We start from the raw sequence: 14,690 nt of genomic DNA, 5'->3' as shown, positions 1-14,690 counted from the left end.
GATACCCCAAAAATTAGGGCAGTAAGTTTAATCATTAAATTTACTGAATATGACACGAAGAAAGTTTACCCCGAAGTTCAAGACCAAGGTGGTATTGGAAGCCTTGAAAGAGCGGCATAGCCTTGCCGAACTTGCCCAGAAGTACGAGATACACCCGACCCAGATCAGCGCATGGAAGCGCGATTTCCTCGATGGGGCCGAGCAGGTGTTCGAATCGGGCAAGAAGGATGCCCGCAGCGAGACCGAAAGGGAGAAGGACAAACTTCTAAAGGCCATAGGCCAGTTGAAGGTCGAGAACGATTTTTTAAAGGACGCCTTGCGCTGAGACCACTCTCCGAACGCAGAAAAATGATACGCAAGGGTCATTCCAAGATGAGCATTGTAAAACAATGCGAAACATTGTCGGTCCATCGTTCCGGGCTGTACTATAAGCCCAGGGGCGAGACCGAACTGAACCTGAAGCTCATGCGGGAGATGGACGAACATTATCTCCACCACCCTTTCAAAGGGGCCAAGCGGATGCACATCTGGCTGACCAAAGACAAAGGCTATAAAGTGAGCAGGAACCGGATCGAACGGCTCTATTACAAGGTAATGGGGCTTAGGGCGGTACTTCCGGGAAAGCACACCTCCCGAAGGTGCAAGGACCACAAAACGTATCCCTACCTGCTACGCAACCTGACAGTTGACAGGCCCAATCAGGTATGGGCAACCGACATCACCTATATCCCCATGCAACAGGGATATCTCTACCTGGTGGCCATCATCGACCTGCACAGCCGCTATGTCCTGAACTGGAGCGTGTCCAATTCCATGGATGCCCAATGGTGCAGGGAAACATTGGAAGAGGCCATAGGTGAGCACGGGACACCTGAGATCCTCAATACGGACCAGGGGAGCCAGTTCACCGCCGAGGAGTTCGCCAATTATGTTTTGGGCCAGGGAATACGCCTGAGCATGGACGGTAAGGGAAGGGCCACGGACAATGCCTTTATCGAAAGGCTATGGAGGAATGTAAAATACGAGAAGATATACCTGAACCCTCCAAGGGACGGTATGGACCTTTATCTGTTATTGGCAGAGTACTTTGATTATTACAACCATGAAAGAAGACACCAGTCCATCGACTATGAAAGACCTATCGATCTATTTAAGAGAGCGGCTTGAATTATATTAGTTTTGTAGAGAAACTGTCCTAAAGATCGGGGTATCTACAACATGAAAGTGGGTATGATAAAATCTTTTTATTAAAAAATGAAGAATAAACAGCCTTATAGAGCTTTCAAAAGAGATTTGTTTGAAATTGAAAATGCTCGAAATTTAACAACTGAAGAACTGGTCCAAACTTTTGTGCCAACACCACAATTTTGGAGGATTCTTTCAGCAGAAAATAATGTGATATTAGGTTCACGTGGTTCTGGCAAAACAGCTTTAGCAAAAATGTTGTCACATAGTCATCTTTCTAAGCTTAAAAATTCAAGGTCAAAATCAATGATTGAAAAAAAATCATTTTTTGGCATGTATATCTCGACAAAAACCCAATGGATTGGTTCTTTAAGCAACAAGAACTGGTTAGATAAGAATAAAAAAGAGCTCTTATTTCAATGGAAATTGAATGTTGCTTCCTGTCATGCTTTTTTAACGACATTAGATAGTTGTCTAATTCGATATTACAACGATCTTGAAGATAGAGTTAGGTTAGAAAGAAAAATCATATCAGCAATTTCCAAACAATGGATTAAGGAGGAGATAAACCCTGGCATAAATTCCATAAAAATACTTAGTCAGCATCTTGACGATATTAGCTATGAAATGCAATATGAAATTGCTAAGGCAAGATCATTAGATCAACCTTTACAATTAAGAGCAGGACCTGGTTTCCATATTGAATTGTTTGAGCCACTAAAAAGAGCAATTAAAATATCATCAGAACTTTTATCTATTCCTTCAACAGCAGCGTGGTTACTTTGTATTGATGAAGCTGAAAATTTACCAAAAGATTATCATAAAATTTTGAACTCCCATTTAAGAGCAGATTCAGGTAATCTTTTTCTTAAAATTACAACCACTCCATATTGTCATTACACCTTAGAGACAAATATGGAGAGACCCATAAATGAGGGAGATGATTTTGATTATGTTTATATAGACCAAGATCCATATTTAACTTCTATTGAAAACAATTCTTCACACCATAGAAATATAATCGAGACTATTTTTAAAAAGAGATTATCTGCTTCAAATAATAGAAAAATCGATAATCTCAACTTGGATATTTTATTGGGCAAATCAGTGCTACTTGATTATAATCAATTTGATTTAGATGAAGAATCCGAGGATATGCAACTATTTAAAAAGTATGCTAACACCAAAACCATTGCGAGGTCTCAGAAACTCATGAAGTCACCTAATTATGAAAAAAGTTTTAGAAGCCAATTTGGAAGAAAAATGAAAGGGATGCTGCTCCTAAAGAATGCAATAGATTCTAATAGGGGAAAAACAGATTTAGATATTTATTCTGGTGTAAAAATGTTGGTTAGTTGCGCTGATGGAAATCCAAGAAGGCTTATTAAGCTTCTTAATTCAATGATTAGACAAGTAGACTTAACATCATTAGATGATGAAACAAAAGGGCCAATTATTAGCCCACAGGTTCAAACTAAAATTTTTAAATCTTACTCTAAACAATCTTTAAACAGGTTCCGAAATGACACAATTTCTGGAAGTGAGTTATATAATTTAGTTTTACTTCTCGGGGAATATATGGAGGCTTGTCTACATAAGGGAAAAGTTGGGACTGAGCAGTTCTCTTCATTCAAAATAAGCAATAATATACCTGAAAACCTTTGGAAGCAAATAAAAAGAGGAGTTGATCTTGGATTAATTTATCATAATATCAATAAAAGTACACCTGATTATATCCCACAAAAAGAAGGTGTTTTTAGATTCGCATATATTCTTGCACCGAATTTTAATCTTTTACCAAGGCGAGGCTCACATCGAGATTTGATGGTGCTTTTGACAGAATTAAACAAATCGAAACAAATTAAACTTATTGAGTAATGTTAAAGTTAAAATCTGTTGAGGATATTAATTCATTTTCGTTGGAACAGAGGTTTCATCTAGGTATTTTTGCGTGTGGCTATGAAAAAAGAAGTACTCACCTAGCAACTAAAAATGATATAGTAAACCGAATTGATAATATATTAGTTCTTGGATTTACAGATTTCAAAAATGAACCACAAAGATTACTGAACAATGACTTTTATGTAAAAAAGGGACTTTTAATAGAAACTATTATAGACGAGGGATCTATCTATAAACTGCTAAATGAGTATACCAATCAATTAAATATAAAAGAACTAAAGGTTGTAATTGATTATAGTTCAATGCCTAGATCTTGGTATAATGCTCTAATTTCTTGGACTAAATTCCAAAATAAATTTCAATCAATAGAAATCTTTTTTTGTTACAGTGTTGGAAAATGGGGGCCAGGAATCACGCCCTTTCGAGTCAACAAAGTAACCACACTACATGGACTTGAAGGAAGCGATCATTTTAATGATTATTCGGTTGCTCTGTTTGGAATAGGTTATGATGGAGATGTACTTTTAAGTGTTTATGATCAGTTAGAGCCTGATTTGACATATGTATTTCTATCAAATCACGATAAAGACTTAAATATAAATAAAGTCAATCAAGAGTTAATAAATTATAGTTCGGGAAAAATTGAAACTCCTATCAATAATGTTGAGAATACATTTCGTCTACTTGGAGAATTGGTATCTTCTCACATAAATAATTCCCATATAACAATAATTCCAATGGGACCCAAGTCACTCACACTTGCATCAATGCTAATCTGTCATCGGTTTAATCAAATAACCTGCCTTCATATTCAAGGTGAAAGGGAAAAAATTCATACGGATGTAACCCCAATGGGGACAATTGCAATTTCAAAAGTTTTGTTTGAAACTATAGATGATTAACAATTAGTAATTATATATTCATTTACAATGCCCCTAGTTTTATTTCTACCTCCAACTCGACTATACCTGCTTACCTTTGAAATGGCACCCACATCTTGGTATAATTCTTTTATTTTGGGATGACAAGCATTTGTTAATATGAAATATGCTTTACGTTCGTTAATAATTTTGATTAAATCCCTTAATCTATATTGATCTTCCAAAGTAAATAACTTTTGATTGTAAGCAATAAACCCATTATTTTCGTGGGCAACAGTATATGGAGGATCTAAAAAAACTAAATCCTCCTCCTTAACATTATTAATTGATGCCTGAAAATCTTGGCATAAAATTTCAGTCCCTCTTAGAGCTTTACTGATTCCTAATAAATTTGTTCTGTCAACTATATCTATGTTTTTTCTATATCCATAAGGGACATTATATATTCCCTTGCTATTAACACGATAAATACCATTAAACGATGTTTTATTCAAATAAATAAATTTCGCTGCCCTTGTATGATTAGTACGTGGCTGAGAGCTCCTAATTCTATAATATTCTTCTTCAGTATTCTTTAATTTACTTAAATTAGATATGACTAATTCTGGATAATCTCTTATCTGTTGATATGTATTAATCAAATCCTCATTGACATCCATTAAATAAGAAATACTTTTTGGTCTTAAATGAAAATAAACCGACCCACCTCCTAAAAAAGGCTCGTGGTAGTCATTATATTTAGTAGGCAAAAACCTTTCAATGTGGTTTGAAACCAACCAAGATTTGGAACCTGTCCATCTTAAAAATGGACCTACTTTAGAATCAATATTGTTGATGACACAAATTTTTTTTGCGGTATAAATCCAAATATAATTATTAACTATCTAACTGATATATTTATTTACCCAATAGTACAAAAAGACGTATTATAGACTTATCTTTTTTGACCTCCTCCCGTTAGTGGAAACGCCGTAGGATATCACACTCGTTGGATAAAATTGAGTAGCTTTGAAATTAACACATAAATCTGAATTTCAATCTACTAAATCTAAATATTGGGTAACTCAAATTTTCCGTTTTGAGTGGTCTCATCTTTCAGGCTCATCCAGCCCAAGTAAACAGAACAAAGGTCTTTGTTGAATGAGGGATTATAGATGGGGCATTAGCTGGAAACTAAATACAAAAATATTATTTGATGTTTTTTGTATATTTAAGAGAATAAACGGGAACAAATTATATCTCTAAAGTTCTTTTCATGGTTTTGTTGTACAATCAGGTGTGCAGAATTTGAAAATTTCAATTAAATAATTGAAAAACAGTATGTTATGGGTGTGTAGCTAAGTCTGCCACCTCGAAAGATACTATTTATTCACAACTATTTTATCGTTAACTCCATAAGTAAGCAATCAACCAAATTTAAATAAAGGACAAATTCTTTTAAATGATATCTAGGGATTTTTGACTTCATAAACAAGTTCAGAATACCCAACCTTTCCGGAAAGAGTTATTCCTTCACAGATAATTACCATTTTTCCAGTTAAATCACTATTGAAAAAGGAAGTTTTGGCCTTGCCCTCGCTGTTGGTAACAACATCGGGCTTCCAATACAACAATGTCCGTCTATCCGGAACATCCCAGTCTATTTTTGAGGGTTCATGATATTCTGGAACGTAGTATTCACGGGTTGGGGAAAATTGTGGAGCAGTATCAATTACAAGGTTGCTTTTCTTCGATTTCGTAAAAGTACCGTATAAGCCATTTCCGGCATAGGTATAGATAGCAATTATCGCAGGAAATGCTGGCGGAGGGCAGACAGGGGCACAATCAAAAACTTCATTGAAATATTGGTTTGCTGTATGAGTATTTCTTATTATTTCTACGCTCTTGATTGCAGATACCCGAATATTCCCAATATGCCTGTAATCATCTAGGTGTACCGGAATGCCATCTATAACAACATATGTAAATTCCGCGCTGTTTACGTAGGCCAGCTCAAAACCACCTATGTTGCCCACCCGGTCAACCTTTATTTCTGATGGGTAATTGAAAAGCAACCACCGATACAGGTTTCTTGTCCAATTTTTTTGCTTACTTATCAATTCATCGCTGGAGATTACCATATCCGGCATTCCGTGCAATTCTAACATTTCAGCACGTTCAGGGGTAACCTTGTAGTCACTCACCTCAACTTCATCAAGTGCTATGGTATTTGGTAAGAGAAACGGGTCTAGCCTGATTTCCTCCTCAATTTTTTGTGTCATTTTCTTTTCGATGACACTATCTACAGGGACAATAACTTCTTCCGTTCCATAATCTATTTCCGGTATTTCATAGTCCAGGATATTAACCTTTAGGTTGTTTCTTTTGTAGCTGTCATTTGAAGGTTGTATGGCGAACTTTCTGCCGAGTCCATAGCTATCTTTTAATTGGAAGCTAAAATTCCCTTTGCCGTCTGTCTCTTCAGTGTAAATCTCAACAGGGTCCCCCATCAAAAGCATATTCAATTCGTATTTAGTATTCCCTGCATACTCACCGTCACGTCCGCCATTCGTATACTGAATTGTGCCATTTACCTCCAAAGCTATTTCGGGGTCAACTTTTTTTGTTTCCTTTCTAACTTCATATTTATAATTGGTCCAACCTTGGGTCAACATCAAATAATCCAACTCACCCAAGTTTTTATCATCTTGAAAATAGTAAGATGGATTTTCGACAGTACCTTTAATATCTGATTGCAACAAAAAGAAGGATACAATGTTGTTTCTTTCCAAATTGGTCCCATAGAAATAACTGGAGTCTACAGCCATAATAGAAACCGATGCTGGCAAGTACTGATTATTGTGTAAAGTTGATATGCTAACTTGAACGCTATCTCTAATATTATAGCTATCATTTTCTATTTCAGTAATAATATCTAGTTTTTCCTCTTTTCGCTCGTTGTAAAAGTGCCTTTCCATGATGGGTTTAAAATGTTTGTCGAAAACAGTAAGCCCAATCACACCATTTGGTAATTCATCATTACTGAATCGAAACAAAAATGCGCCTTTTCTGAATTTCCCTTTTAAGAGAAAAAGGTTTTTTCCTCTATGAAAAAACCTGATGAATAGACTATCCTTATTTTTTTCTTTGTTCCAAATTCTCAATTCCTTATTTGACCCTTTATGAACTAATCTTAAAACCTGGCCAATCTTTTTTGCCTGAGGTAAATCATATTCATAAGAACTGCCATTTTTGGTCGTTATTACACCGTGGTATGTTTTTCCAGCTACTGGTCTAAGGGTTAATTTGCCCATCCCAAGAGCATTGCTTTTGAATTCAGCGACTTCAATACCGTTATCGTCTTTTATCGCCCCATGAATTTCAACACCTTTTCCTCTGTAGTCCAAATATTTAAAACCAACTACACTTTGAAGGCCTTCGACAAAAGAACCTCCCTCAGGGAAAAACTGTAATGAGCCATATTCCTTATTGAGAACAACCGACTTTGTAAACTCTTCATTTTTAGTTTTCAATTGATATTTTATTACGGGAATATCTAATGGAATAGTGTGTTGGACAATAATATTTGGCTCTCTTTTCGTTGGTTTTATAAGCATAGAGTCTTTGCTCCCCTTCCAATTCACATACAACATCGCGTCACTTGTATTAAGGCTATCTAACTCACTAACAGTTATTGTAGAAGACAAAGAATATGTACCTGAGTCTTGATTTTTGTTGAAGACAACGTTTTTGATTGGATCAGGTTTGTTGTTATTGGTTTTAAGCCGGTAGATGTTGATATATTTTGAGTTGATGAAATCCGGACCGAAATTTTTATTCCATTCCGTATATGCCCTTATGATATATTTCCCTTCGGGATACCTGGAATGCAATTGAAAAAATCCATGACAAACACCATTATTTATTTTTAGGAGACTGTCATCGACTATTTTATTATCCAATGGATCAATCAATTCAACATGTAGAACACCACTTTTTTTTGTAGGCATATGATTAAGGACATCCGTAACTATGGCTTTGAACCAAATAGTTTCTGATGTATTAAAATTTGTTCCTGAAAGTTGTAAATATATTTTTTCTGAGTTTACTGTGTTTGCTGATGTATCCTTTTCCAAGGGATTTTGAGCATAACTTTTATAAACAGAAAATATGTTGCAAATAATAACAGTTACGTAAAACAGTTTTTTAATCATTGAAATATTCCAAATTTTCTAATGCTAATGATAGTTCAGAAATACTTAATCTGTCAATACAGATTACGTTATCCTCTTCAAAATCAATGTCCTTTTTATCAATAATTTGATGCCCCTATTGTGCTAATGGATTTAAATCTAATATGTTTTTAGCTAAACTAAGCCTTAAATTTAATGAGCTTTTGAATTATTTGATGGCCAGTAGTCAAGGTTTATAAGCTAATTGATAATTACTTTATCAGTAATTGTTGGTTTAACTGTTGGGGTTAAAAAAAAAGTGTTCAACTTCGAGAAATCAAAATTGAACACAGATTATTCTAAACAAAATAATAAGGTCTCAAATATCAAATGCATACTGGTGACCTTTTAAATAGAAAAGATTACCAACAACCCCAGCTAGGTATTGAAGTACCACAAATCCAAGAATCAGCCCATTGAGTAATGTAGCCACCTCTAATTTTTTCTTGAGCTGAAGTGCTAAGTTCACTTACTTTCTTTTTGTTCAAACTTAGCCCATCCAATGATTTCTTTTTTTTCATAATGTCCTGGTTTTTAAAATTAAATTATTAAAATTTTAACTTAAATTATTAATTTGTAAACAGATACATGTTAAAAAAAGGTTAATATTATTAATTAGATCAGAAAATTCTATTGTATATTTAGAAAAAACTTACATAAAATATAGTTTAAGTCTAACTTTAAAGTAATTTATCTTATCGATTCTATAAAGATTATTCATAGTTTTTGGTCCAAACCAGCCTTTGGAGCAAACAGGGATATTGAAAAATACGATGGTGGTTGGCTTCATCCAAAATATCATTGGATGAGTTGGGCACTGAGTTGTTTGTCTTTTAGGGAAAAATATGACCAAGTTGAGCTTGTAACGGACCGAAGGGGTAAACACCTTCTTGTTGATACGCTAAAACTTCCTTACACCAAAATAACTGTGGAGTTGGATGGATTAAATCACTACCCGGAACAACTATGGGCGATAGGAAAACTATATGCATATCAAATACAAGATGCACCATTTATACATGTTGATGGGGACGTCTATGTTTGGGGAAGATTTGGACAGGATATAGAAAATGCAGAATTAATCGGTCAACATCTGGATATAGAGGAAGGTCATTATTATCACAGTCTCCAACATTTAGAAAGAAATAACATTCAGTTGCTTGAAGAGTTTAAAAATGACTTTTCGTCAAGAAAAAGATTTGATTCATCCAACGCAGGTATCATTGGTGGTAACAATATTGATTTCTTTAAAGACTATGTTGATCGTGCATTTCATTTTATAAATAGTAACCTGGACAGGATAAATAAAAATGTGAACGGATCTTCCTTTGCTATGATTTATGAACAATATCTTTTCTCGGTAATGGCTAGAAATACAGGTATCGATATCAAGCATTTAATCCAAGAAAAAGAAGAAAACATTATGCATCTGAGCGATTTCTTTAATCGATTTGGGCCTTTAAAGTTCGTTCACCTTCTTTCAAGAGCAAAATCTATGATGGAATGCTATGGAGAGTTAGAATTACAGTTATTATGTGATTATCCAGATTATTATAACAGAATTTGTTCTTTGTTTAATGATAATGCTAATTGAATTGTCTTTAATAGGAACACATTACAAGCGAACGTTGGTTTTGGTTGAAGCCCTTTCATTAGATAAATCCTTATTTGTAAACAAAATTTCTCAATTGAAAAGGGATGACCTAAAAGATGTTATGCTGGATACGAAAGGTTTGGAAAAAAGGATTTCATCTCTCGACCAAAAGCGGTTGAATGAGATTTTTGAAATAGAACAGGAAAAGTTCTTTTTACGTGATAGCATTTCTTTTACAAAGGAGATACGAAAAAGAGAGGTTTCGCAAAGTAAACTAAGAAATATAGTACTGAATAAGCCTTATACAAAAATCTTTAAAATGAGGTTTGGTCTCAACCCGTTGGTTAATACATACGAATCTGATTGGAAATGGATAATTAGAGAATCCTATTCTGAAGTCTTAGAAGTCAAAAATATTCTCATCACAAAAGAAGAGGACCATTATTTTCTTTTTAAAAGAACGGGCGTTTATGACAAATCACTGGAATCAAACGTTTTAGAGTATCCATTGAGTGAGTATTCTTATTTTTTGTTAAGACTGTTTGAATCACCTATCACACTGATGGAGGCCACAAATCGATTGCTCTTAGAACTTGAATTAGAATCCGAAAGGGAAAAAAAACAAATTTGGAATTTAACGGAGTTCCTTATCAGGGAATTGATTTTTCGAATGTTTATAATTCCAATCTAAGACTGAGTTATGTTTAATATAAAATACGTTAAGGAATGTTTTCTTGGAATCGTATTCCTTTCTTCTTTCCTTGAAAGAATTGAAATATGGTCTGTAATTCGAATCTAAATAAGTAAAATGTACAGTAAAGAAAGGTTGGAATCTCAATTATCAGAAATAGCTCAACTCATAAGTGTCAAATATACGGACCATGATGATAATCTTGGTGTTCTAGCAGGAATTTCCGGGGCAGCCTTATTTCAATTTTATTACTCAAAACACACAGGTAGCGAACATAATGCTGATATAGGTGCCGAAATAATTGCACATTGTATTGAAAAAATCAATGCTGGATTTTCTCACCCCTCATACTGCAATGGAATCGCCGGCATGGCATGGGTTATCCAGCATCTGGACAAGGAGGGCTTTATAGAACTGGACAGTGACCATTTATTAAGTCAATTTGATGATTTCTTATTTGATAAAATGAGACATGATTTGGGTAAGGGCAGATTTGATTTTTTACATGGTGGCCTTGGATATGCGTTCTATTTTTTCAAACGATTTAAGGAAACTCAAGATCTTAAACTTCGAAAGAAATACCAAAGTATTCTTGTTCACTGCATCTCTGAGATGGAAAGACTGGCCGTAATCGAAAACAATATGGCTAAGTGGCCCAGTGTTTTGGATCCTGAAAATAACATTTATGGATATAATCTAGGTGCCGCCCATGGAGTGGCAAACATATTAAACTTTTTCTCCAGACTCCATAAATTCAATGAATTTGGAAAACTAACAAGTCACACTTTGGAATTAGGTGTAAAATACCTTAGGACAGTCCAAAACGCAACTTCAGCAGATATCTCGTTGTTTCCAAATGCAGTTGTTGACAACAGTTCGAAACAATATAAGAGTAGGTTGGCCTGGTGCCATGGAGATTTAGGCATTGGTATATCAATGATGCATGTCGCTGAAGCACTTAATAACCCTTCGTTGATGGAAAATTCTTTATTTGTTCTACAGCAAACAACTAAAAGAAAAAACACCAGGGATACCATGGTGGTTGACGCAGGTTTTTGTCATGGTTCATATGGAAACGCACATATGTATCATGTTGCCAACTACCATAAACCCTGCAAGCTGTTTGAAGATTCAATAAATTTTTGGATTGGTGACGGCCTAAATAAAGCAAAACACCAAGACGGATATGTAGGTTATAAGCAATTGTCTGGACCAGATAGAAACTGGACTCCTTCTTTATCAATTTTAGAGGGTATTTCTGGTATTGGACTGGTAATGATTGATTTGCTCTCTTCAGAGAGAAACACATGGGATGAATGCTTAATGATTGGTAAATAAAGAGTGCTGTGAGTATTAATGAAAATCCATACGATCATATGCCGAACTTCGTTTTGCGTACCCCATTATTTGAATTTGGTTTTTATACCAGACTCACAAATAATGAGGTTGTAGCAAATGAAGATCTAATAAAAATATGTCAGGACCCAATAGTAAAAGAAGCTATGTTTTTGGCCTCTCCTACAGTCTATTTTGCCATGGAAAAAATGATTGATGGAACTCTTGACGATAAGCGTCTAAAAAAGTTGCAATATACGTTGCTAAAATACCTAACGAGAATGTCTACAAGGTGTACTCCATTTGGTCTTTTTGCCGGGTGTGCGTTAGGGGAATTTGCTCCAGAAACGGATGTTGAAATGATTGATTCGTCACAGAATAAAAGGCATACCAGACTAGATATGAATTTTCTTGTTGCTCTTTCACAAGATCTTGCTAAAAAGGAAAAAATCCAAGAAAACCTACTATTTTATCCGAACTCCAGTTTGTACAAATCTGGTGACAAATTGAGATATGTTGAATATTATTACGTCAAAGGTACAAGACAACATCGAATAGTGGAAGTCGATGATTCATACTACTTGCAGAAGGTCCTATTACAGGCAAATCAGGGCACTTATTTACCAGATTTAATTTCAGAATTGACAGTATTGGATGTTCCATATGACGATGCTAAGTCTTATATATCTGAATTAGTTGAAAATCAATTGTTAGTAAGTGAATTAGAGCCTTCTGTCTCTGGGCCGGAATTTATGGAACAAATTATGGAAACATTGAGAAAGGTTGGTAATGCGCAATTTGAAGCTAAAATTCTTGGGAAGACAAAAGACCTACTTGAAAAAATTGATGAAAACATTGGAAACTCGCCTGGGGTCTATTTGGATTTGGGAAAGCATATTGAGAAGTTATCCACTCCCTTTGAACTAAAGTACCTTTTTCAAACCGATATGAAGTTGGAACCACAAACAAACCAAATTTCTAAATTGGTTATTAATGATGTTAAAAAGGGAATGGTTTTACTCAACAAATTGACAATGTCACCCTCCAATAACAATTTAAGCATATTCAAGCAGGCCTATATAGAAAGGTACGATAGACGAGAAATGCCCCTTTCAACTGTACTTGATACTGAAACAGGCATTGGTTATCTGCAAGAAGCAAGTTCTGGTGATATCAACCCGTTGGTTGATGACCTCATTTTACCCCTTAAAGAAAGTAAGTACAAACCAAGGGAAATTGAGTGGAATCGCATACATGATATACTACAAATGAAATTGTTAAGTTGTGATAGAAACGGTCAAAGTAAAATCATTTTGGAAGAGAAAGATTTCGAAGAATTTCCTACGAGGTGGGATGATTTGCCGGAAACTTTATCGACTATGGCCGCATTTGTAATTGACAAGGGCGTTCAAAAAATTAACTTCTCTAGATTCCGTGGCTCTACTGCAGCCATTTTGATGGGAAGATTTTGCCATTCGGATACAGGGATTCATGAGCATGTCCAAAATATTGTGCAGTTGGAAGAAAGGATGAATCCTGATAAGGTACTGGCTGAAATTGTTCATTTACCAGAAGCAAGAGTAGGCAATGTCCTGATGCGCCCAAAACTTCGGGAATATGAAATTCCTTACCTAGCAAAATCTATCCTGGGAATTGAAAAACAATTACCTCTTGATGATTTGTATATATCGATTAAAAACGATAACATTTTTTTAAGGTCAAAAAAACTGGATAAACAGGTTTTGCCACGTTTGACCAATGCACATAATTTTTCATTGAGTACTTTACCCATATATCAGTTTCTTTGCGATATGCAAACGCAAAGTCTAAGGGATGACTTATATTTTAATTATGGTCCTTTAGAATATCAAAGAGATTTTTTACCAAGAGTAGAGTTCGGAAATATTATTTTCCATCTTGCTAAATGGAAATTAAGAAGGCAAGACATTGAGGAGCTTCTCCGTCAAAAGGATAATACTGAAGTTTTAAAGGAATTAGTGCATGCGTTTCGAAAGAAAAAAAGACTGCCTGAATTAGTTGTATTAGAGGATAATGACTTTAAATTGTTGGTTAACCTTAATAATATAACCTTGGTACAAATGTTTCTTGACACGGTGAAAAAAAGAGATGAGTTTGTACTTTCTGAATTTCTTTTTGAAAGGGAGGGTTTGGTAAGGTCACCTGATAGTTATTTTACCAATCAAGTCATAATTTCCTTTTTTGATAAAAGAAAAGTAAAGGAATTCTAACACCTCTTTATATGCATAACACAATTAGAAATTTTGCCTTAGGTAGCGAATGGTTGTATTATAAAATCTACATTGGACCTCAGACTGGTGACGCATTATTGAGCCAGGCTATCAAACCATTGGTCAGTAATTTGATAGGTCGCAAACTTATCGACAAGTGGTTTTTTATTCGATACACAGACCCTGATTTCCATATTAGAATTCGCTTAAAGATAAGCGATACGAAATATATTTGCAAAAAACGGGCATAGTATACCACCTTCGGCGGGTCAAAGTGAGCCACCCGCGGCGGACCAAAGTGAGCATAGTGGGGCGGATGAAAGTGAGCCACTAAAAAGATCGATTCTATTTGAGTGTTGCGATGGTTTCTTTTGTAAAAAAGACCATGGCGAACAAACAGATAGATATGCGAAAGGCAAAAAGGATTTACAAATTGTACGGCGAGGGGGCCAGCAAGCGACGGATCAGCAAGGAACTTGGCATCTCCCGCAACACGGTGGCCAAGTACATCGAGTTCTTCAAGTGCTACAGGCTGACGCCCTACGAGGTCTCGGAGATGACCCTGGAGGAGATCCACAGGCTCTTCAAGGCGGACCAAAAGCCCAAGAGCGAACAGCTGAGGACCTTAGAGCGGTACTTCCC

General features: G+C 35.4%; 13 protein-coding genes. 10 read left to right on the top strand and 3 right to left on the bottom strand.

All coding sequences use genetic code 11. From position 1 onward, the window contains the following. Window positions 1-49 precede the first annotated feature (49 nt). The 4 genes from EO132_RS11725 (at window position 50) to EO132_RS11710 (ending at window position 3,989) form a co-directional block, all read left to right on the top strand. Window positions 50-325 carry a transposase gene (locus EO132_RS11725; protein ID WP_072882405.1) on the top strand — a complete coding sequence of 92 codons (276 nt, stop codon included), beginning with the start codon at window positions 50-52 and terminating at the stop codon, window positions 323-325. Between the two features lie 23 nt (window positions 326-348). Beyond that, window positions 349-1,167 carry an IS3 family transposase gene (locus tag EO132_RS11720; RefSeq protein WP_127136440.1) on the top strand — a complete coding sequence of 273 codons (819 nt, stop codon included), beginning with the start codon at window positions 349-351 and terminating at the stop codon, window positions 1,165-1,167. 87 nt (window positions 1,168-1,254) lie between these two features. Next, window positions 1,255-3,063 (top strand): ORC-CDC6 family AAA ATPase, encoded by a 1,809-nt coding sequence (locus tag EO132_RS11715; RefSeq protein ID WP_127138040.1) that lies wholly within the window; start codon window positions 1,255-1,257, stop codon window positions 3,061-3,063. Then, complete coding sequence (locus tag EO132_RS11710; protein WP_127138039.1) at window positions 3,063-3,989, top strand: hypothetical protein; 927 nt, start codon at window positions 3,063-3,065, stop codon at window positions 3,987-3,989. Before EO132_RS11715 ends, EO132_RS11710 begins: the two co-directional genes overlap by 1 nt. Here the strand turns inward: EO132_RS11710 and EO132_RS11705 are convergent. From EO132_RS11705 to EO132_RS19305, 3 genes are all read right to left on the bottom strand, one after another. After that, entirely contained in the window at window positions 3,986-4,795 is an 810-nt protein-coding gene (locus tag EO132_RS11705) for a DNA adenine methylase (RefSeq protein WP_262707590.1), read from the bottom strand. The genes EO132_RS11710 and EO132_RS11705 overlap by 4 nt on opposite strands. Window positions 4,796-5,416: 621 nt before the next feature. Next, complete coding sequence (locus EO132_RS11700) at window positions 5,417-8,083, bottom strand: hypothetical protein (protein WP_127138037.1); 2,667 nt, start codon at window positions 8,081-8,083, stop codon at window positions 5,417-5,419. A gap of 458 nt (window positions 8,084-8,541) precedes the next feature. Further along, window positions 8,542-8,700, bottom strand: a complete 159-nt coding sequence (locus EO132_RS19305) for a class I lanthipeptide (RefSeq protein WP_164732335.1) — start codon at window positions 8,698-8,700, stop codon at window positions 8,542-8,544. 167 nt (window positions 8,701-8,867) lie between these two features. Here EO132_RS19305 and EO132_RS11695 point away from each other — a divergent pair, with 167 nt between their 5' ends. From EO132_RS11695 to EO132_RS11670, 6 genes are all read left to right on the top strand, one after another. Next, window positions 8,868-9,773: a DUF6734 family protein gene (locus EO132_RS11695; protein ID WP_313781230.1), complete on the top strand. Its 906-nt coding sequence runs from the start codon at window positions 8,868-8,870 to the stop codon at window positions 9,771-9,773. A gap of 1 nt (window position 9,774) precedes the next feature. Beyond that, window positions 9,775-10,464 (top strand): hypothetical protein, encoded by a 690-nt coding sequence (locus EO132_RS11690; RefSeq protein ID WP_164732334.1) that lies wholly within the window; start codon window positions 9,775-9,777, stop codon window positions 10,462-10,464. Between the two features lie 117 nt (window positions 10,465-10,581). Continuing rightward, the gene (locus EO132_RS11685; RefSeq protein ID WP_127138034.1) at window positions 10,582-11,802 is read left to right on the top strand and encodes a lanthionine synthetase LanC family protein; all 1,221 of its coding nucleotides are present in this window, start codon (window positions 10,582-10,584) and stop codon (window positions 11,800-11,802) included. 8 nt (window positions 11,803-11,810) lie between these two features. After that, entirely contained in the window at window positions 11,811-14,048 is a 2,238-nt protein-coding gene (locus EO132_RS11680) for a lantibiotic dehydratase family protein (RefSeq protein ID WP_127138033.1), read from the top strand. An 11-nt stretch (window positions 14,049-14,059) separates the two neighbouring features. Next, window positions 14,060-14,299, top strand: coding sequence for a thiopeptide-type bacteriocin biosynthesis protein (locus EO132_RS19770; RefSeq protein ID WP_127138032.1), 240 nt, complete (start codon window positions 14,060-14,062; stop codon window positions 14,297-14,299). Between the two features lie 134 nt (window positions 14,300-14,433). After that, a partial coding sequence (locus tag EO132_RS11670) for a helix-turn-helix domain-containing protein (RefSeq protein WP_164732267.1) occupies window positions 14,434-14,690 on the top strand: 257 nt, incomplete at its 3' end.

Origin of the sequence: Flagellimonas oceanensis (assembly GCF_003992595.1) — a bacterium.
Lineage (GTDB): Bacteria > Bacteroidota > Bacteroidia > Flavobacteriales > Flavobacteriaceae > Flagellimonas > Flagellimonas oceanensis.
Note: the sequence above shows the minus strand (reverse complement) of the source record. Positions and strands in the feature narration are given on the sequence as shown.

Excerpts from the sequence above, each read along its gene's own strand:
- EO132_RS11710 (WP_127138039.1), top strand. The coding sequence starts at position 3,063 with ATGTTAAAGTTAAAATCTGTTGAGGATATTAATTCATTTTCGTTGGAA.
- EO132_RS19305 (WP_164732335.1), bottom strand. The coding sequence starts at position 8,700 with ATGAAAAAAAAGAAATCATTGGATGGGCTAAGTTTGAACAAAAAGAAA.
- EO132_RS11725 (WP_072882405.1), top strand. The coding sequence starts at position 50 with ATGACACGAAGAAAGTTTACCCCGAAGTTCAAGACCAAGGTGGTATTG.
- EO132_RS11720 (WP_127136440.1), top strand. The coding sequence starts at position 349 with ATGATACGCAAGGGTCATTCCAAGATGAGCATTGTAAAACAATGCGAA.
- EO132_RS11715 (WP_127138040.1), top strand. The coding sequence starts at position 1,255 with ATGAAGAATAAACAGCCTTATAGAGCTTTCAAAAGAGATTTGTTTGAA.
- EO132_RS19770 (WP_127138032.1), top strand. The coding sequence starts at position 14,060 with ATGCATAACACAATTAGAAATTTTGCCTTAGGTAGCGAATGGTTGTAT.
- EO132_RS11685 (WP_127138034.1), top strand. The coding sequence starts at position 10,582 with ATGTACAGTAAAGAAAGGTTGGAATCTCAATTATCAGAAATAGCTCAA.